The organism is Psychrobacter sp. Pi2-52, from assembly GCF_904846705.1.
GTDB lineage: Bacteria > Pseudomonadota > Gammaproteobacteria > Pseudomonadales > Moraxellaceae > Psychrobacter.
The window spans coordinates 73,249-93,617 of sequence record NZ_CAJHBS010000006.1 but is presented as its reverse complement, the minus strand read 5'-3'; the positions used below and the strand labels follow the sequence as shown (position 1 = coordinate 93,617).

The 20,369-nt window shown below is 43.7% G+C and carries 18 protein-coding genes and 2 tRNA genes; 2 read left to right on the top strand and 18 right to left on the bottom strand.

Annotated elements, in window-relative coordinates; translation table 11 throughout:
* Positions 1-92: 92 nt before the first annotated feature.
* The 6 genes from JMY00_RS05355 to JMY00_RS05330 all read right to left on the bottom strand — a co-directional run bounded on the left by JMY00_RS05355 (position 93) and on the right by JMY00_RS05330 (position 9,015).
* Positions 93-1,769, bottom strand: a complete 1,677-nt coding sequence (locus tag JMY00_RS05355; RefSeq protein WP_201579387.1) for an iron ABC transporter permease — start codon at positions 1,767-1,769, stop codon at positions 93-95.
* A gap of 157 nt (positions 1,770-1,926) precedes the next feature.
* Positions 1,927-3,051, bottom strand: coding sequence for an extracellular solute-binding protein (locus JMY00_RS05350; protein WP_201579386.1), 1,125 nt, complete (start codon positions 3,049-3,051; stop codon positions 1,927-1,929).
* Positions 3,052-3,314: 263 nt separating this feature from the next.
* Positions 3,315-4,037 (bottom strand): 16S rRNA (uracil(1498)-N(3))-methyltransferase, encoded by a 723-nt coding sequence (locus JMY00_RS05345; RefSeq protein WP_201579385.1) that lies wholly within the window; start codon positions 4,035-4,037, stop codon positions 3,315-3,317.
* Positions 4,034-5,590: a 3-deoxy-D-manno-octulosonic acid transferase gene (locus tag JMY00_RS05340; RefSeq protein WP_201579384.1), complete on the bottom strand. Its 1,557-nt coding sequence runs from the start codon at positions 5,588-5,590 to the stop codon at positions 4,034-4,036. The genes JMY00_RS05345 and JMY00_RS05340 overlap by 4 nt, the downstream gene beginning before the upstream one ends.
* Before the next feature lie 132 nt (positions 5,591-5,722).
* Positions 5,723-7,258: a tetratricopeptide repeat protein gene (locus tag JMY00_RS05335; protein WP_201579383.1), complete on the bottom strand. Its 1,536-nt coding sequence runs from the start codon at positions 7,256-7,258 to the stop codon at positions 5,723-5,725.
* 119 nt (positions 7,259-7,377) lie between these two features.
* On the bottom strand, positions 7,378-9,015 hold the full coding sequence (locus tag JMY00_RS05330; protein WP_201579382.1) for a cardiolipin synthase: 1,638 nt from the start codon (positions 9,013-9,015) through the stop codon (positions 7,378-7,380).
* 283 nt (positions 9,016-9,298) lie between these two features.
* Between JMY00_RS05330 and JMY00_RS05325 the strand changes: the two genes are divergently transcribed.
* Positions 9,299-9,374: transfer RNA gene (locus JMY00_RS05325), tRNA-Val, on the top strand.
* Positions 9,375-9,411: 37 nt separating this feature from the next.
* A tRNA-Asp gene (locus tag JMY00_RS05320) sits at positions 9,412-9,488 on the top strand.
* Between the two features lie 163 nt (positions 9,489-9,651).
* On the opposite strand, the gene modB is transcribed toward JMY00_RS05320, so the two are convergent.
* The 12 genes from modB to surE form a co-directional block, all read right to left on the bottom strand.
* A complete protein-coding gene (gene modB / locus JMY00_RS05315) occupies positions 9,652-10,353 on the bottom strand; it encodes a molybdate ABC transporter permease subunit (protein ID WP_201579381.1) in 702 nt (233 codons plus the stop codon).
* A gap of 46 nt (positions 10,354-10,399) precedes the next feature.
* Positions 10,400-11,269, bottom strand: coding sequence for a molybdate ABC transporter substrate-binding protein (gene modA / locus JMY00_RS05310; RefSeq protein WP_201579380.1), 870 nt, complete (start codon positions 11,267-11,269; stop codon positions 10,400-10,402).
* Complete coding sequence (locus JMY00_RS05305) at positions 11,262-11,753, bottom strand: molybdenum cofactor biosynthesis protein MoaE (RefSeq protein ID WP_160021604.1); 492 nt, start codon at positions 11,751-11,753, stop codon at positions 11,262-11,264. Before JMY00_RS05305 ends, modA begins: the two co-directional genes overlap by 8 nt.
* A 77-nt stretch (positions 11,754-11,830) precedes the next feature.
* Positions 11,831-12,112 carry a MoaD/ThiS family protein gene (locus JMY00_RS05300; RefSeq protein WP_160021603.1) on the bottom strand — a complete coding sequence of 94 codons (282 nt, stop codon included), beginning with the start codon at positions 12,110-12,112 and terminating at the stop codon, positions 11,831-11,833.
* 97 nt (positions 12,113-12,209) lie between these two features.
* Positions 12,210-12,716: a cyclic pyranopterin monophosphate synthase MoaC gene (gene moaC, locus JMY00_RS05295; protein ID WP_201579379.1), complete on the bottom strand. Its 507-nt coding sequence runs from the start codon at positions 12,714-12,716 to the stop codon at positions 12,210-12,212.
* Between the two features lie 31 nt (positions 12,717-12,747).
* Positions 12,748-13,461: a molybdenum cofactor guanylyltransferase gene (locus tag JMY00_RS05290; RefSeq protein WP_201579378.1), complete on the bottom strand. Its 714-nt coding sequence runs from the start codon at positions 13,459-13,461 to the stop codon at positions 12,748-12,750.
* 57 nt (positions 13,462-13,518) lie between these two features.
* Positions 13,519-14,049: a molybdenum cofactor biosynthesis protein B gene (moaB, locus tag JMY00_RS05285; RefSeq protein WP_102078147.1), complete on the bottom strand. Its 531-nt coding sequence runs from the start codon at positions 14,047-14,049 to the stop codon at positions 13,519-13,521.
* A gap of 127 nt (positions 14,050-14,176) precedes the next feature.
* Entirely contained in the window at positions 14,177-15,289 is a 1,113-nt protein-coding gene (gene moaA / locus JMY00_RS05280) for a GTP 3',8-cyclase MoaA (protein WP_201579377.1), read from the bottom strand.
* Positions 15,290-15,419: 130 nt separating this feature from the next.
* On the bottom strand, positions 15,420-16,715 hold the full coding sequence (gene glp, locus JMY00_RS05275) for a gephyrin-like molybdotransferase Glp (protein WP_201579376.1): 1,296 nt from the start codon (positions 16,713-16,715) through the stop codon (positions 15,420-15,422).
* A 420-nt stretch (positions 16,716-17,135) separates the two neighbouring features.
* Complete coding sequence (locus JMY00_RS05270; protein WP_201579375.1) at positions 17,136-18,434, bottom strand: lytic murein transglycosylase; 1,299 nt, start codon at positions 18,432-18,434, stop codon at positions 17,136-17,138.
* 69 nt (positions 18,435-18,503) lie between these two features.
* Positions 18,504-19,292 carry a M23 family metallopeptidase gene (locus JMY00_RS05265; protein WP_201579374.1) on the bottom strand — a complete coding sequence of 263 codons (789 nt, stop codon included), beginning with the start codon at positions 19,290-19,292 and terminating at the stop codon, positions 18,504-18,506.
* Positions 19,293-19,427: 135 nt separating this feature from the next.
* Positions 19,428-20,246 carry a 5'/3'-nucleotidase SurE gene (gene surE, locus JMY00_RS05260; protein WP_201579373.1) on the bottom strand — a complete coding sequence of 273 codons (819 nt, stop codon included), beginning with the start codon at positions 20,244-20,246 and terminating at the stop codon, positions 19,428-19,430.
* Positions 20,247-20,369 lie beyond the last annotated feature (123 nt).

The window sequence follows — 20,369 nt, the reverse complement described above, 5'->3', positions numbered from 1 at the left end:
CCATCGATAAAACAGAGCAAATTATAATATAGCTGACACTACGAGTGTGCTGTTAAACTTATACCAAATTATTGCTATTAACTTTGTTGCTATTAGCTGTGTTTATCGCTTTGACGCAGTAGTATCCAGACAGGAAGCAAGCCAACTAACACGATTAGCAAACTCGGTAATGCGGCTCGTCCCCACATACCTTCGCTCGTCATTTCAAACACTCGTACTGCAAGCGTGTCCCAGCCTTGACGCCGTGTCATTAGCGTAATGGGCATCTCTTTCATCACTTCGACAAAACCCATCAATAATGCGGTCAATACACCAGGGCTAAGCACAGGCAGCATCACATGACGCCAGCGCTGATAAGGACTGTCGCTAAGTAATTTTGCAGCCGCTTCTTGATTGACAGTCAGTCGTTGCAGTTGTCTGTCAATAGGCTGAAAACTCACTGTCATAAAACGCGTCGATAATGCCAGTAGCATAACAATGACACTGCCAGAGAGCACTTGCTGTGAGGTAATACCAAAGGCAATCATTTGATTATCAAGCCACGCAATAGGTATAAATATCCCTACCGCCAACACAGTCCCCGGTACGACATAGCCTAAATTGGCTAAAGTGGTCATGAGCTTAGTCGATTTATCAGGATACTGCCGTTTAATCCACGCAATAATAATGGCCAAAAAGGCAATAAACAGCGTGGTCATACTAGCAATCATGAGGCTATTGGTGACAAAGTCAATGTAACGCGCATCAAAATCTTGGCGAAAATTCAGTGCTGTCCAATAGATAAGCTGCAAGAAAGGAATTAAAAAGGCAACTAAAAAAATGAGCGTACACAGCAGTGTCATGGCGAGCTTAGCAGGTTTGCTAGCGTCAAAGCGTTGGCTGCTACCTTGGGTAAGTGAGCTACCACGCTTCGCTTGCCAATACTGCTCAAACAATACCACGATAAAGATCACGCCAATGAGCAAGGCTGCTAGCTGAGCCGCTGTGGTCAAACTGAAAAAACCAAACCACGCCTTATAAATGGCGGTAGTAAAAGTATCGACATTGAATACGGATACTGCACCGAAATCCGCTAAGGTTTCCATACTGGCTAGCAACAAGCCGCCAATGATCCACGGTAGTGCTTGCGGTAATGCCAATCGAAAGAACACACGGCTACGACTCAAACCTAGCATCTGACCCGCTTCTATCGCTCGTCTGCCTTGTGACAAAAATGCCTGACGCGCTAGCAAATATACATAAGGGTAAAACGCCAACGATAATATCAAGCCTGCGCCCCAGACATTCCTTATCGAAGGTATGGCAGTACTTATACCAGAGTCGCGTAAAGCTGTCTGTAGCGGCCCACTAAAATCAACAATGCCGATAGTGACAAATGCCAATACATAAGCAGGAATAGCAAGTGGCAACATCAAAGCCCACGAAAAGAAACGCTGACCAGGGAAACGATACATACTAGTAACCCAAGCCAGAGCAGTACCAATAGTGCCTGAAACGACAGTCACCATAAGCAATAAAATCGCCGTATTTTTGAGCACTTGCGGAAGTACATAATCTGCCATATGTGTCCAAATCTCTGCTACTGGCTGAGTCCACGACAGCAGCACGATTAAAATCGGTACTAGCATAAACAATGAAATCAGCCCTAAGACTGATTTCGAGATAATACGTTTACGAAGGGCGTGGTCTTGGCTGACAGTCTGCTTATCATTAATACCATCATCGACAGTATCGTTTTGACTAACAGACGCGTCTGGCGTTGTGATCATATTATCATTACCGTGTCATACGTATAGAGACCTTGTAAGCTTATACCGAACTCAAAATCGTCATTATCTGGACAGATTATCTTCAATAACTAACCTTTAAGAGCTACTGCTTAAAGGTTATGATTCTGAGATTAGCAAAACTATGATTGGCAGTCCCTTATTTATAACCTGCTTTGTCCATTAATTGAATCGCTTGGGTTTGTAGCTCACCAAACTTCTGCACACTGATATCATCTTTATTGAACGGACCCCATGATCTAAGCATATCTGACTCATCAATACCTTCTTTAACTGGGAATTCTTTATCTGAGCTGGCATAAAGACCTTGTGCCTCATCAGATGACAACCACTCTATCAATTTAAGCGTACCATCTGGATTGTCTGAGCTTGCCACTACACCAGCACCCGAGATATTTACGTGCGTACCAGTTGTGCCTTGGTTTGCCCAGAATATATTAACAGGAAAATCTGGTTTTTCATCTAGTATGCGACCATAATAATAACTATTCGCCACACCTACTTCGCACTGACCAGCAGCGATGGCTTCAAGCATACTGGTATCATCACTGAACACATCAGTGGCTAAATTATCTACCCAACCACGAACGATTTCTTCCGTTTTCTCTTCACCCAAGTGCTCCATCATACTGGCCACAAGTGATTGGTTATAAACCTTTTTAGACGTGCGTAGGCATAATTTGCCTTTCCATTTTGGATCAGCCAAATCGGCATACGTAGATAACTGGTCAGCACTAACTTTGCTTGGATCATAAAATATAGTGCGAGCACGTAGTGACAAACCGGTCCACTGACCTTTTGGATCACGGTATTTTGCAGGGACGTTAGCTTCTAGTACGGTAGACGATACTGGCTGTAGCAAACCTTGCTGTGCAGCTTGCCATAAGTTACCAGCATCAACCGTCAAAAGCATGTCAGCGGGTGTATTTTGACCTTCTGCTTTCAACCGTGCCATGAGCGGACCTGTACTGTCCGTCACCAACTCAACCTTTACACCTGTTTGTTCGGTATAACGATCTAGCAATGGCTTAATTAACTGCTCATTACGTGATGAGTAGATAGTAATTGTCTGACCATCAGCAGTCGTAGCTTCGTCAGTTGCTGATTGCTGCTCAGCACTTGTTTCTGTTGACTCTACTTCTACGCTCTCTTCTATGGTTGAAGAATTACTACAACCTGCCAGACCCAACATCATGCCAAATACGGCTGCAGGTAGGATAAGCTTCGTAGAGGTTAGATTAGCGCTGATAGCGTTCAATAACATGGTTTTCCCCATAGTAATGCTATAAAAAAAGTAAGACGGATGGTGAGACAAAATAACAGTGATTATAACGATGACTTGCTAAGCGTTAACAGTAATCAGGCCATAATATATCAAAGCAACATACTAATGGAAGTGAGATTAATTATCAATACATTTGTTTAACTGGCAAATATATCAGTGATGAGTCTTGAGCATTGATTTTTAAGAACTATTTTTCACCATTCTTTCAACAGTTTGGTCTAGCGACGCGTTTTAGTGTCCATCTAAAGCAGCCACTGTCCTAAGATTGCATTGACCGCAGCTTCCGTACGCAAAATACGAGAGCCTATATGTACAGGCGTGCAGCCTTGTGCTGACAGCAGCTCTATCTCATAGTCGATCCAGCCACCTTCAGCACCTATGCAGACTATATTTGGTAGCTCTCGTGATGATTGCTTTTGTAAAAACTCAGAAAAAGATTGTTGACTATAAGGATGCGCGACAATCGCTCGATTGCTCATTAGACTTGCAAGTGTGTCTTCAACAAATGGCTTAAAACGTTTTTGTAGCGTAATACTAGGAACGATCGTATCGATGCTCTGCTGTAGACCTTCTAATACAAACTCGTCAACCCGCTCAAGCATTGGGCTTTGCCAATAGCTTTTTTGAGTACGATAGCTATTGATAAGAATGATATCGCGTACACCAAGCGCCGTCATATCCATGATTAAACGCCGTAGCACTTTAGGACGCGGTAACGCCAAAATGACAGTCAAATCTAATTTGGCTGGCGGCACAGTATTGAGCTGAACGTTACTTAACTGAATGCTGTCAGCGGTAATATCTTCGATAACAGCAGTACCAAGATTGCCGCCGATTTGGCCAATTTTAAGCGTATCACCGACTTTCGCGCCCAGCACTTTAGTCACATGGCTGACTTGAGACAAGGAATCGATTTTTGCTGTATCTGATGAGAAGTTTTCAGCGGGCAATAATATACAGTTCATAAGCTATCTTGGTTGGAAGACATCTCGATAGCGTCTTCAATCATCGTAAATTGGCGGGTCAATACCGCTTGCTGCTGTATCGTCATTTGCTCGCCAGCTTGCCCAGCCTGCGCGGCCAATGGCAAATTGCACAGCCAAGTCTCCAGCTGCGTATAAATGCTCACAGCGTCTTCATAGTTATAAGCTGTTTTCTTACGAGAGGATTTTTTATTCGCTTTTAACTGATCATCACTGACTATCTGTGCATCCGAACTACTTGAGCTATTTGACTCGATTGGACAATAAAAATCATTACTTGGCTGATATACAGCGCCTACGCTAGCCAATTTGTCTATTACGCTTTGGCAAGACTGAGTGTAACCCCCCATCAGTACAGGCGTTGCCACACTAGCAGGCTCCACTGGATTATGCCCACCAATATCTACCAGCGAGCCGCCCACAAATGCTACATTTGCCAATGTATACCAAGTCATCATCTCACCCATGCTATCTGCTAGATAGACTTGCGTGTCTGCATCAATGGCTTCCCCATCACTGCGCCGAGCCATATTTAACCCAGTTTTCTGAATGAGATCTGCTACTGCATCAAAACGCTCAGGATGCCTAGGGACAATAACAAGCAACGTATCTGCTAATGTCACTTGAGACAGTAGTTGCTGCTGCAATGACAACGCTGCTGCCTCTTCGCCATCATGAGTACTCGCAGCTACCCACACAGGACGATCTGCTATACCAAACTCTGCTCGCAGATCAGCTTTTTTATTATAAATACTATTATCTGCTACCGCTTTGTCATCAATTTTGGACGCATTGATTACCCACTTTAATGAGCCTGCCACACGAATTTGGGCGCTACTGGCCCCTAGTTGCCTAAAGCGTTTAGCAGAGTCGCTGTCTTGCGCAATAATTAAGGAGAGGTTTTTCATCATACTGGCGCTGACTGCACCAATCTTTTGATAACTCTGAAAAGAAGAAGCAGATAGTCGACCATTGACTAGAATACTTGGAATACGGTGCTGGGATAACTTGGTCAAGATATTTGCCCATAGTTCTGTTTCTACAAACAACGCAGCGATAGGCTGTACGTGCGTTAAGAAAGTCTCGATCACAGCAGGGCTGTCGACTGGCACATAGCTATGACTCATCTGACCTTGAGCTATCTGTTCTGCAAAACGACTGGCCCCACGAGCAAAACCTGTCTGAGTCGTATTGCTCAACCATATCTGATAGCCATTAGCCAATAACATATCTAGTAAAGGCGCGACCGTATTGGTCTCACCTAATGAGACTGCGTGGCACCAAATTACCCCTTTATCGCTATCAGCATTGACCACTGGACGCGGTGGATACTGCTTGCCAAAACGCTGATCGATTTCCTGCTGATAATTGTCATTTCTATGAGATCGACGCCATACTTGCAGACGATATAGTGGCTTTAGTAGCCCAATAAGAGACTGATAATATAAAGGTGTCTCGTATACCATACGACTAGGTGATGATACAGGGTCAATTGGATTCGCAGAGTGGTCAGACGGGGTATTAGATGATGGCATGGAACAGCCCAGATTAGTTATGAATCAAACAATAAAAGGGTAAAGGTAAAGCGCGCCAATTCTACCTGAATTTAAGCTGTAACAATAAGCTTTTAAAAAGTTACTGAGTAAATAGTTATTAGATAACGATTGTTAAATAATGATTATTATCAATAAAGCGACTGCGATGATTGCGCCGATTAACAGCTGATAACGCTTGGTGCTATGCTGCTCTTGCTTCTGTGTGGTCAGCAGCATATCTGCTTGCTGCCATTGCTTGACCAGATTGGCCGCTTCTGCATGACCATTATCCGCTGCTTGCTCTAACCAGTACTTACCGCTATCTATATCTTGAGATACCCCTACTCCTTGGTAATACATTTTACTGAGTAGACGCTGAGCACGGCTGTCGTTTTTGCTAGCGGCTTGATTGACCCACTCTACGCCAGATTTTTTTTGATTGTCACTGTCCGCTGTCAAACCTTCACCTAACAATTCATACATGGCCAAACGTAACATAGCCGCTGTATTACCATCTTCAGCAGCCGCTTGTAGTAATAGCAACGCTTTGTTTTTTGCTGCGATATGATCATCTGAAAATATAACTTGGCGACGAGGTTTGTTCTGTTTGGCAATATGCTGCTCGAACTGATCTAATACTTTGCGTGCTTGCTGATATTGAACATCACCAGTTGGTTGTGGCACCGCTATCTCATCTAACTCTACGAGCAGTTGCGTAAACATCTCTGACGTCGATGTATTTTTTACAGGTAACGCAGGCTTGGCTGTTGGCTTCGTTACTTTAGTCAGCTCAGGCTTTATCAAGCTCTCAGACTCAGGAGGCACTACGCTTGTTTGCAACTCAGTTGTTACCGTAGCAGGCATAGCAGACTGAATTGCGCGACTCTCACTGTCAGTTACAACTGCATTAGCTTGATTATACTCAGCTCCTATCGACACTTCCTCTGGCTTGTTAAGAGGAGCATTTAATTGACTAGTACCGACATGCGTATTTGAATCTGCGCTCGGAACGATGCTTTCAGTGGTTTGATGAGTGGTTGCTTTATGTGTTGTTGCTTTGCTTGTTGTTACTTTATGCGCTGTTAATTCAGGCACTGAATGAACATCGTTGCTTAAAGTAGTTGGTAGTCTAAGGCTAACCGCTTGATACAACCCACTCTCTACTTGCCCGCCTTGTAGTACTGCGTCAAACTGCCGATCAATATGACCAAACAGACGCAGCCCTATTGGCTCTAGTGCAAAAAACAAGCGCTCTTTAACCCCGCTATCATCATAACCGACCGCCATATGCTGATAAAAATCATCGGTGATCAATGTTAGCTCAGGGTAACGTTTACGCAGCTCAAACTGACCATACCAATGTGGCTTGCTTTGCCACTGCTGCGCCAATACACGACCTGCATAAAACGCCGAAAACACCATAAAATTACGATAGCGTTCATCGACCAGCATCGTCGTCTCATCCCATATACCGCTCTTAATCATATCTCGGCGCACTTGGGATAATAGCGTATCGACACGCTGTAAACTCTCAAGCGACTCGTCTAGCGTACAAGCGCGCAGCTCAGTTTCGTAGGCGATACCGCCTGCAATAGAACGCCCAGCCAAGAAGTCTTGCCAGTAGCCTTCTGCAATATAGTCCAGTGGCGTTAAAGGTGATGCAGACATAGACAGGCGAGACCTCTTTACAGATAGATAAACCAAAAAAGTATAGGCTATAAAAGTGCTAATACTACTAAAATAATAGAACGATACTGGTAGATTACCTTACCCTAAAAATCCGAGTGCTACAATAAAGGACTGAACAAGCGCACGACATTATCAAACAAGCGTTTTGATCCATGACGCTGTTGCCACTCATCACTATCCAAGATTCGACAGTTTTCTAAATAGACTTCCTGACAGTCCGCTACTTGGGCGACCATTTCTGGCGTATAAATCGCTAAGCTGACTTCCATATTTAGATAAAAGCTGCGCATATCAATATTGACGGTGCCAAATAGACAGTAGTCATCGTCGATAACCACTGTTTTTGCGTGTAGCAAACCACCTCTAAACAATGCAATCGTTACTCCAGCATCCAACAACTCTTGATAATAAGCCTGAGAAGCGTGCTGTACCAAAAATGAATCCACTTTTTCAGGAACGATAATCGTCACATCAACGCCGCGCTTAGCTGCTATCGTCAGCGCACCCGATAGGGACTCATCAGGGACAAAATAAGGTGTGGTAATACGAATGCGCTTATTGGCACGATGAATCACGGTAACTAGCGTATTGTAAATCACATGAGCCGTTAGCTGCGGTGCTGAAGGTATTAGCTGCGCCAAGACTTTGTCCACGACAGGCATCTTTGGTACGACAATCGAGGTGGCGCCTATATCTGGCTGCTCATGATCATCAACCGTATCCGTTAATACTTTCACCCGGCTATTTAGATCATTGATGGTCGGATGCATCACATATAACTTACGAGTATAGTTATTAACCCGCTGATGCAGCTCAGCAAGATTGTCATTACTTTCAGCACCGATGTCGGTAACAATCACCTTGGCCATCGCTGTATTAATACTAATTGAGTGCTGGCTAGTCGTTCGTAGCGCCACATCAATCCATTGACCAACGTTTTTATTTTGCTTAAAAAACCTTGGATCAACCAGATTGAAGCTGCCGATATAGCCAATATGTTCATCGATAACCACCATTTTACGATGATTGCGCAAATCAGAGCGTTTAAATAATGTCTTAAACAACCCTACTGGCAATGACTGATGGACATAAACCCCTGCTTTTTCTAATTTACGGTGCACGCTGCTATTAATAAAGCTAAAACTGCCCACACTATCGGCCAATATATGACACTCTACGCCGCGCTGAGCCGCTACAGACAGCGCCTCTATGACTTCTAACACCTGTCCTTTTGGATAGACAATATAAAACTCCATAAGGACAATACGCTGGGCGGCATGAATATCTTCAATCAAACGCTGAAAAATAGAAGCGGGATCCGTCAACAGCTGCATTTGGTGGTTGGGAAATACACCAAACCCAGTCCAGCGCGTTCCTATTTGGCTAACACCGCGGTAGTTGGCTGGTAATAAGTCCTGCCCTTTGTCAAAAATCAGATGCTCACGCCTTGCCATATCATTCATCAAGATGCTGGCTTGATCTACGCGTTCACGATAGCGCCGCCCAATCATCGGCTCACCGAGCAGAATGTAAGCCACAAAACCAAATACTGGCAACGTGTAAAGCACAGCCACCCAAGCGATAGACACGCCAATATTGCGCTGCACAGAAACCACGCGCAGCGTCATTACTATCATAAGTACAATATGCAGCACCAGACCTAGACCCGCTAAGTCTCCCCAGGTCCAGCTAGTAAAAGTATCTTTAATAGTAAAAGTGTTTATATTGGCCTCCATCAACCGTGTTCAACGAATAAAGCATCCATAGTATAGTAGCTTTTCACCTCTAAACAACAAATAATGATAATAAGTGTATTTTTAGAAATGCTATATAATACATAGCTTTGAGTGCTATTTTTTATAGATTACAAGTCCGATTTATAATTATTTTCTAAAAACATTAAAATAATATTTGACACCCAACTGTAAATCTATATAATACACACCCACAGCAACGGAGCTTAGTGACAAACTTAAGAGCTCAGTTAATGTTGAATAAATTGCCTAGCAATTGTTCGAAGGGTGATTAGCTCAGTTGGTAGAGCGTCTGCCTTACACGCAGAATGTCGGCGGTTCGAATCCGTCATCACCCACCACTTCTTAGCAAGTGGCTAAACAAGCTAAGAGACCTAAGCAGCGGTAGTTCAGTTGGTTAGAATACCGGCCTGTCACGCCGGGGGTCGCGGGTTCGAGTCCCGTCCGCTGCGCCATATTTAAAACGAATTTAGACTTTCGAGTTTAAGCAAGTTTCGCCTCAAGCATTAGATTGTTTGAGGTTTTTTTGTGTCTGTATATTTTACTTAGACATTGTTTATATAGCTACTGTGATATCTAACACCTCTCAACTCGCATACAAATGTTCCAGTGCTATGGCTATGGACGTTGACTTATTCGGCTTACGCTAGCAATTAACGCTACCATCATTACACCCATAATAATCAGAATACCAGACATCATGTGCGCCGCCTCATAGTTGAGCGCTTCTACTTGCTCGTATATAGCAATCGATACCACCTTAGTCTCGCCTGAGATGCTGCCGCCTATCATCAGTACAACCCCAAACTCCCCAATGGTATGAGCAAAGCTTACCAAACTACCCAAAATAATACCCACCCGCGCTTGCGGTAAAGCCACTTTCATAAACCGTCGCATACGACTTGGTTCTAGGAGATGAGCGACTTCTGTGACACTTTGTGGAATACGCAGAAACTGTGCATAGACAGGCTGTATATAAAAAGGCAATGAGTAAATAATAGAACCAATGACCAGACCTTCAAAGGTAAAAATTAGCGGGCTAATATTATGTTCGCTCAACCACTTACCGATACCCACACTAGGACTGAGCAGTAACAGTAGATAAAAACCAATCACGGTAGGTGGTAGCACCAGAGGCATCGCAATGATGCCCATGAGCAGTACCTTAAGACGTCCTATTGCTTTTATACGGCTCGGCTTAGCTAACCAGTACGCAATAGGTGTTGCAAATAGCAATAAGCACAAGGTAGTCACGCAAGCGAGCTTGATGCTCACCCAAAATGGACTGAGCATATCTGACATAAGAGACTGGTCGATCATATAATGTCACTGCTCGTTCTATGATGAGAGGGGTTAGTCTAACGTATTACTGGACGGCCAGATAGCCTGCTTGTAAGAAGTGTTGCTGCCCTGCTTTTGAGCCCAGGTAGTCGGTGAAGTCTGCTGCTTGGTCAGTGTTATTAACGATTATCCCATCTTGTAAGATAGCTGGATAAGACGTTGGCAATAAGGTAATAAACTGCTCAGGCTTGGCTTTAATCGCAACAAGCTGAGACTGTGCTACAAACCCATAGTCCACACTACCCGTATGCGCATATTGAAATGCCTGACCGATATTCTCTGACTGTATCAAACTTTTTTGAGCATTCAACTTATCATACATATTTTGTGATTGCAGATAGGCTTTTGCAGACGCACCATAAGGCGCAAGGTCAGGGTTCGCAATAGCTACCTTGCTGTCCTGAGTAAAGTCAGCACTGGTAAACACATTACCCAACGACCTTGGCGTAAAATCGTTTAAAGGTTTGGTGACACTATAGAGTGCTAATTGACCTCTGGTATACGTAAAAGGCTTGGTTAGTTTACGTTCTTCGTTAGTAACACTAGCTGAATTTTCATCAGCCAATTTAGCAGGAAAATCTTGATTGGCAGACAAGAATATATCATACGGTGCCCCTGCTTTGATGTGCGCATATAACTTACCAGAAGAGGCATAAGTAACTTCAATATCTGAGATACCTGAAATATTTTGGGCAGATGAGCTATTATCAGCCTGATAGCTATCAATGATATGAGGGAGTACATCAGATAAGTTAGCAGCCGCAGCAATACGCAATGTATGAGATTGCTCAGTAGTATCAGTAAGCGTCGTATTAGCGTCTTTGTCTTGCGTACAAGCATTTAGTGACAATAGCAGACAAGCAGATACACAGGCAGTAACTAATGACTTAACCATTATTGCTGAGCCATTTAGACGAGTCGTCTTCGTAGTACTCTTGCTTCCACACAGGAATGTCTGCTTTGATGGTATCTAATATCCAGCGACACGCATCAAATGCTGGATAACGGTGCGCTGACACTACCCCAACCCACACAGCCACATCGCCAATCTCTAACGCACCGATACGATGTATCGCAATAGCATGCGTAATTTCAAAACGCTTTTTGGCTTCTTCTATAATGGCGCGACCTTGATTGATGGCCAAATCTTCATAACCATAATAGGTAAGGCGATCGACGCTCGTAGCGTTATTATGATTGCGTACTCGCCCTTCAAAGCAAACAAACGCGCCGCAGCTGTCATTATCTAGCGTACTTTTTAGCCTATCTTCGTCAATCACAATATCTAGTAGCGCAAAACCATCACGCTCAGCGATAAGGTAAGCCTCGTCAGCACTACGTTTGATGCTCATTGAATGATCGTGGACGTTGTCGGTCATTTTTCTTCTCTATTTATTATTTTTTCTTTGTAACCACTGAATAGCTACTGACAAAATGGACACTAATAAACGCTTGTCTAACCACCAGCGACTGGCGTGATGAAAACCACGCTATCACCATTATTTATCTGGTCAGTCCATTTGGCAAAGTAGTCATTTACTGCAACGCGTAGCTCCGACTGCGGACGGCTAAAGCGATGCTTTTGACTAAGCTGTTCGTATAGTTCAGTTAATGACGTATCCTGCTGTACGCTTACTGTCTCTTGCTGACAATTGGCCTCGTCAGCCAAACTGGCAAAATACATGACGTTAATATTCATCGTTGATTCGATATTAGTTGTCATATCGATAGCACTCATAAATCTCTCCATCTTATGCAAGCTTCCTTGCTTGGCATTTAGCATATCTTTATTAATTGATTAATTGATTGATGACGCACTCTGCAATATTGTCACTTTAAGCATGACTGTAGTCTGACTTACCACCTGTCTTTTTAACCAAATGAATATCGTCTATAACGATATCATGCGATAGTGCTTTGGTCATATCATAGATAGTTAAGCAGGCAACACTGACTGCTGTTAGCGCTTCCATCTCAACCCCTGTTTTGTGCGTGACCTTGACCACCGCACTGACCGTGAGGCTGCTGAGCGCGTCGTTGTACTCAAATCTTAAGCCTATCTTGTCTAGCGGTAGTGGATGACAAAGCGGTATAAGATCATGAGTGCGTTTGGCCGCCATGATACCAGCGATGTGAGCCGTTTGCGTGATACTGCCTTTTTTGGTCATCCCATCAGCCGCTTTAATCTGCGCATAAATCTCACTGGGAAAGCGTACCTGACCAGTAGCATTGGCTTCTCGCGTCGTTGCTGTCTTGCCACTGACATCGACCATGGTAATATCACCATCACTATCTAAGTGAGATAAAGTAGACTGCTGATTTATCTGAACGCTGTCACTCATTTATATAACCTTTTCTATGTGATATTTTTTATTATTTTGGTAGAACAGCACATGCCTGCTTAAAATCTTTAGGCGTATTAAAGTTGGTTAGATTTTGCCACTCTTTGCTAAATGGTACAGCTTGCACTAATGGCTGAATAAACTGCATCACCCTACGCTGTCCGCTATCTATATAGTTTTTCAAATCAGGCTCGATACTTAGCTGATACAGTCCTAATAGTGGATATAAGTGACCGTCATCTTTTAAGCAAATTACTTTCTTATCAGCAGCAAGGCTTATTTCACATTGTAATTTCTGCCACAAGTCAGTTGCTGGTATTAAGCTATCACAGCTAATAACCAGTAACCACGAAGCTTGTACGTTTTTTGATACGCCTGAATCATTCAAGCTGATCAAACCGTTCAATGTTTGTAAGGCTGATTCAATAGCGACCAAAGCGCCGCCAGTTTTAATCTGCTCATCATGCTCACTAGAGTCAAGATCAGCACCATAATCAGTAATATGAATAACAGGCACATTGAGGCTTTCTAAATGGACATCTAAACCAGTTTGAAAGTCGCGACCATTATCTGCAATCAATATAGGAACTTGTAACTTACTCGCATGGCGAACATGATAATCTAACAGCTGCTCACCTGACGGTAGTGTCAGCATAGCCTTAGCCGTTCCCATACGTCTAGAGGCTCCGCCTGCCAAGATAACCACACCTGCCAAACCATCCAGATTATTTGAGCGATCTGTCATTGTGCCATTACCTATCAGTTTTGATTTAATATCAATCTTGGCTCAATTATTTACAACTCAATCATGGCTAGGATTTTGTGCCAAAAAATGCGGCACAAAATTGCACGGACGAGTACGGCTATCAAACTGATCTTTTAAGATATTTTCCCAACCCGTACGGCAAGCACCAGAAGAGCCTGGTAGACAGAATATACCCGTACCATTGGCCATACCAGCAACTGCTCGCGATTGTACGGTAGACATACCGATTTCATCTTTTGAGATTAAACGGAACATTTCACCAAAGCCATCGATTGATTTATCAAACAGTACACTCACAGCTTCTGGCATGCTATCTCTGATGAAGAACCCTGTGCCACCAGTTGTGATAACCGCATGAACGTCTGGACTAGCAATCCAACCACTAATGACTGCGCGAATCTGGTAAATATCGTCGGTGATTAATTGACGATCTGCTAAATGATGCCCTGCTTCGGTCAAGCTATCTACTAAGTACTGGCCTGACGTATCTTCTGCCAGCGTACGGCTATCGGAAACAGTCAATACAGCAATATTAAGCGGTGTAAATTGTGCAGCAGGCTTACTCATAAATAATCCTTTATAGATGTCATTTTATAATTGTATTAAAGATCCGTTGTATCAAAAAAGTTATGTTAAAAAAGATTGCATTGGAAAACAGTCTCTATCAGCGTCATGATTGCAGACTCAAAATGTTTTATCCGCCGATTATTGACAGATTGTGCATGATGCCACTGTTAGAGTCATGCAAATGATGATGCTCAGGCTTAATCGGCATAAAACTATGTAAAGTGTTCACCAGTCCTTGGATATCGTCTTGCTGTAAGTATGGACGGATATCATAGTTGCCCTGATCAAACAGACACAAATGCACCTTGCCTTGGCTGCTTACACGCAAACGGTTACAGGTATCACAGAAGTGCGCCGCATATGGGGCAATCATACCGATACGACCGACATATTCAGGGTGGCTATACTCTACTGCTGGGCCATCGGCACTACCGCGCTCGTGCGGCTGCCACCCATTCTCTAACAAGTAATCAGTGATAATATCAGACTGGGCATGCTGAGCAAAAAACAAATCGCTATTATCACTGGTCTGCATAAATTCGATAAAGCGATAAGTCACTTGTCTATCTTTGACATAGTCGATCGCCGTGACTAAGTTCTCAAAAGCAGTCTCCGCCATCAAGACACTATTTATTTTCAGTTTGATATCAGTCGTTTCTAACAATATATCCATGTCAGCCAATATCTGTGGCAAGGTATCAAAGCCTGTCACTTTATGAAAAGTAGCGGCATCAAAGCTGTCCATACTAATATTGAGCTGATCAAGCCCAGCCGCTTGCCAGCTGGCTATATGTTTACCCAATTTATAGCCGTTACTGGTCATCGCAACTGTCTCAATACCGTCAGTCTGCTTAATCGTTTCGATAATTTCGACAACATCACGACGAATAGAGGGCTCACCGCCCGTAATTCTAACTTTTTTAGTACCTACTTGAGCAAAGCCGCGCACCAAGGTCGCAATTTCAGAGATACTCAGCTCATCATCAGGGCGCTTACCTTGATAGCCATTTGGCAGGCAATACTCACAGCGAAAATTACAAAAGTCAGTAATAGATAGACGCAAGTATGTCAGACGCCGTGCAAATCCATCGGTTAGCGGCTGGTGATAGTCACCCATCTGCTCAGTGGGCACGATCAAGGAAGACTCTATGTGGCCATCAGATAATGCCGGTGCCAAGCTCGGTGAATACAGTTGCGGGCTGTCTATTTTGTGTTTGTCATCTATGTTGTCATCAATCATATGTTACTGCCATCAGTACTACTTACTATAAGCACTACTTTGTTATTCGTGTTTAGCATACCAGTGTAAGGTTATAGGATTGCTCTTTAAATTTGTGCGACCACCTTACAATAAATTGGCAAACGATGAATTAGCGATGTAGCCAAGGAAACGGTTGTACAACGACGTCATTACCAGCTACTACGTTACCACTGTCTTTGTCCAATACAATAAAGCAATTAGCGCGGCTCAGCTGTTTGATTCTATGTGACTGCTGTCTTGAAAAGCACTCAACTTGATAATTACCTGTCTCATCTCGTGACAGTACGCCACGCTGAAAGTCTTTGCGGCCGGGAGATTTTCTGATATCACTGATGAGTTTGGCCTTGATAGTTAGCGGCATTGGCTGCTCTGATACGCTAGCACCTGACATTTGCCACAATGCAGGAATCACAAACTGTAACGTACCCACAACCGTAGATAGCGGATTGCCCGGTAGGCCAAAATACAGTACTGGCTTATCGAGATTTTTATTCAATTCACCAAATACAAAAGGCTTACCAGGCTTCATCGCCACTTTATAATGGTTAATCCGACCTAGTGTTTCAATCACATTGGTCAAAAAATCATAGTCACCAACTGAGACACCTGCCGTCGATATCAGTACATCACAGTCCTGTATGGCCTCATTGACTGCGATAGTTGTCTGCTCTAGGCTATCAGGGATAATGCCATAATCACGAATAGTGATAGGCAGATCTGACAGCAAGCTTTTGAGCGTTGGGGTATTAGAGTTATATATTTGGGCTAGACTTTGTAGCTCATTGCCAATAGCCACGAGCTCATCACCTGTTGCCAACACGCCTACAACGAGCGGCTGGAACACGTTAACTTGGCTAATACCAAGGTTGGCCAGTAAGCTAATATCTGCAGGATTGAGGCGTTTACCGATTTTTAAAACGGCTTCCCCAGACTCAATCTCTTCGCCTTGTGAGCGGATATTATCGTCAACTTTGGCGGTTTGCGTAAGCGTAATGTTATAAGGTCGAGATTTATCAACGGTCGCTTTGATAGCTGCAAAGTTTGTATTCTCTTGCATAATGACCGTATCACAGCAATCTGGCACGACTGCACCAGTAAAAATACGTACCCCTTGCCCTGCCGCTGTCTCACCAGTATAAGCACTGCCAGCTTGCGACTCACCAACGATTTCGATAGTACTGCTTTCTGATAACTCACTTCCCTTTGCAATCGCATAGCCATCCATCGCAGATAGATTTTGCCGCGGCACATCAAAGGGCGAAGCAATATCTTGAGCCAGTATATGGTTTAGGCTGTCTAGCAACTCTAGAGTATTGACGGCTCTTTTTTGTAGTGGAAAGTCAGTAATATGATAATTATCTATCCGTTGCTGTATCGCAGCTTGTAGTTCTTCCATGGTAATCATAAGGTCACGCTCTTTCTGTCGTTCTAATTACTGTCGTTCTAATTATTCGTAATCGAAACTGTTATTTAAAATGGTCATTGAAAACTGTCACTAAAAACTATGAGTAAAAGTCATCGTTAAAAAACACATTATCTAGAGTCTATCATTCAAAGTATCAACTTTCTTGTATTAACCTTGTCCTGATAAGTTTTGAATAAAGCCAGATTACACTGGTCTTAATATTTGATATTTATTGCATGGTCCATTGTGTTAAAGATGTCAGCAAAATCAGACATAGATTGAGACAAAAAAAGCACCTTGCAAGGTGCTTTTTGTAGAACAAAGTAAATTATCATTTGATGACTAGTGGCTAATCAATAATGGCTAAATATAATTTAAAAGAGCCGCTTTTATACAATGTATAAATACCGTCAGCCTACCTCACCATCCAGCTAGTGAAGACGCACTGTTTTGAGTAATGAATCCGTCTGGCGTTTGACCATTATCTGCTTGCCAGCGCTGGAATGCCATACGAGTATTGGTACCAACGATACCATCAGCGCCTTTGGTATCATAACCCATGCTAGTCAAACGACGTTGTAGGTTAGTCACTTGCGTGGTCGATAATGGACGCTCATAACGAGGCCAAGATTTTTGCAACCCGCTTTGTCCATTAATCGTTTTGCCTAGCAGACTAACGCCCAATGCATAGCTTGATGAGTTGTTATAGACTTTGATCACATCAAAGTTTGTGCTCAGCAATAAGACTGGACCGTCTTTACCAGCAGGTAACCATAGCTCCATCTGAGTATTGGCATCTAGGTAAACGTCCGCTATCGTATCGACGCCCATCGCCGCCCATCTAGCCGCAGGTTGTTTACTACCAACCACTGAGTAATCAAACGAGGCTGGCACCGTTGCTTCATAAAAAGGCGCTAAGCCACGAACCCAACCTGAATTGCTAAGATAGTTGGCTGTCGAGGCTAGTGCATCACCAGTCGCCCAAGGATTGCGATGTCCATTGCCATCACCATCGACCCCTTGTTTGAGCCAAGTCTCAGGGATAAACTGGGTTTGTCCCATACCACCTGCCCAAGAACCGTCCAACTGTGACCATGATACATCACCGCGTTGTAGCAGTGTCGCTAACGATAGCAACTGCGTTTCAGCAAACTCTTGACGACGACCATCATAGGCAAGGCTGGCAAGCGAACTTGGCAAATCACTATTACCGGTCACAGCGCCATACGATGACTCCATGCCCCATATCGCAGCGATAATCTCTGCATTGACCCCATACTGAGACTCTAGCTGAGACAAATAAGCACGCTGCTCGGCAAATTTACGCTTCCCTACACTGACGCGTCCACTTGATACCGCAGAATCTACGTATTCCCACGGCATCTTGGAAAACTCGGGCTGACCTGAATCTAATGAGATGACTTGCTGGTTTAGATAAGCAGAATCAAGCAATCGACCAATAACTTGGGCATCATAGCCTGACGATATGGCCCGCATAGAAAAGTCTGACTTCCAATCAGAAAAGCTACCATAGCTAGGCTTTGGCGCAGGCTGCGGTTTTACGACTGGCGCAGGTGTTGGTTTGACCTGAACGGTTTGGGTTTGAGTAATCTCAACGCCGCCTTGACGAACAGGCTTACTTTGCATTGCTTGCTGGCTTGTACACCCGACCATCACTAATGCTGGCACAAAGGTGAGGTATTGCTTTTTTAATCTCATAAAAAATCTCAAACATGAATAAATAAAATGGCTCACAGTGGCCAAGCTATCCGTAGCTATTATTTAAGTCTAACGCCCAAGTACGCTACGTGGGTCAATAGGATTACCATTTAAGCGAACTTGAAACTCTAAGCCTACCTCATTGGTCTGACCACTGCTGCCCATACTAGCAATACGTTGACCACGCTGTACTGTATCGCCCTCTTGCACCAATAATTGGCTATTGTGCGCGTAAGCTGTGATGTAGTTATCACTATGACGAATCATAATTAGATTGCCATACTCTGGCAGACCGTTGCCTGAGTAAAGCACAGTTCCTGATTGGCTGGCAAGTACTGGATCACCAACTTTGCCCGCAAACCACATTCCCATATTGCCCGCAGCAGGGTCAATGTTACGAGTTACTGGGTTGCGCGTAGGATAATCATAACCAGAGGTCGAGTTGGCAGTGGCTTCATAAGCTGGTGTTTGAGATTGGGTCACAGGTGGCGTATAAGTTGGCTGCGTTCGAACTGGTGCACTATAGCTATTGTTACTTGCAGTGGTTGCCGCATTGCCTTGCCATAGTTTGAGCCATTGGCCACTATAGATAGTGTATTTACTATCTAGATTGTTCATCGCCCCGATTTGGCGGTAGTTCAGACGATAGCGCGCTGCAATCTGGCTGACCGTATCGCCGCGTTGTACACGGTGATAGTTAGGGACGCCTTGCGCGTTAGTAATAATCTTAGGACCTGCTTGGTTTGCTGATTGATAGGTAGGCTTCGTTGCACATCCGACGACAGATAGAGTAGCGACTGCCATAGTACCAATCAACGCGGCTTTAACAAGGTGCGATCCAGCTATGATTTTTTTCATACAAGGTTCCTATTCTTTGTGTTGCTCATTCATTGTTTAATCATTCAAAAGATCTTAATGCCATACAAGAGTCTTCTGATATTCTCATAACACGTCAGTGTTTAATAAGCCGGTATGGATTATATCTTATAGAATTTATAGCGCGAGTGTTGATAATCTATCCAGCGCTGCCGTTGGCGTATGATGTAGGCGTACTGGTGATAAACTGACATACCCTGCCGCTACAGCCTGATAATCTGTCATCACATCCTGCTTTGCTTGTACCGCATCGATTGACGTCTCTGATGGTCGCTCATTTTTACCTTTTCGTAGAGACAACCAATACGCATCTCGACCGCGTGGGTCTATCATATGGCGTACTGGCTGAGCAGCCTGCTTATGGCCTAGCGAGGTTATTTTTCGACCCTTGATATCATCGGCATGCTGCACATCAGGAATATTAACGTTTAATACATGATAGGGCAAACTTTTGAGCATCTCTAAAACCGAAGTTTCAGTAAGCAGCTTGACGATTTCATGTGCAGCCACTTGATAATCACTGGCTGATTCTTGCCCGCCGTTTTTGACACACCCGCCTACCAAAGACGTTGCTATAGCAGGGATACCAGATAGTTGCGCGGTCAATGCAGCACCGAACGTACCAGAGAACATCACATCTTGTCCCAAGTTAGCCCCTGAGTTGATACCTGTAATCACGCAGTCAAAGTCACTACCACGATACAATTCATGCAGTGCCAAATAAACACAGTCAGCTGGTGAGCCACTTACCGCTACAAATCCAGAAGGCAGCTGATGCATATGCAGTGGTCTTGAAACACTTAATGCACTGGCATAACCGCTTTGTTCATCGTTCGGGGCGACGACGACAACTTCACCGATAGTCGATAATACTTGAGATAGTGCCAATAATCCTGGCGCATACACACCGTCATCATTACTAATTAAAAATCTCATTTCTACTCAGTATGTGGTTAATGTTTTATTAGCTGTCTTTCTACATCTCTATTTGGTAATTCTGCTATCGTGCCATATCCGTTCAAGATATGGCATAAAAATACGATGCTCATATTTAAAATG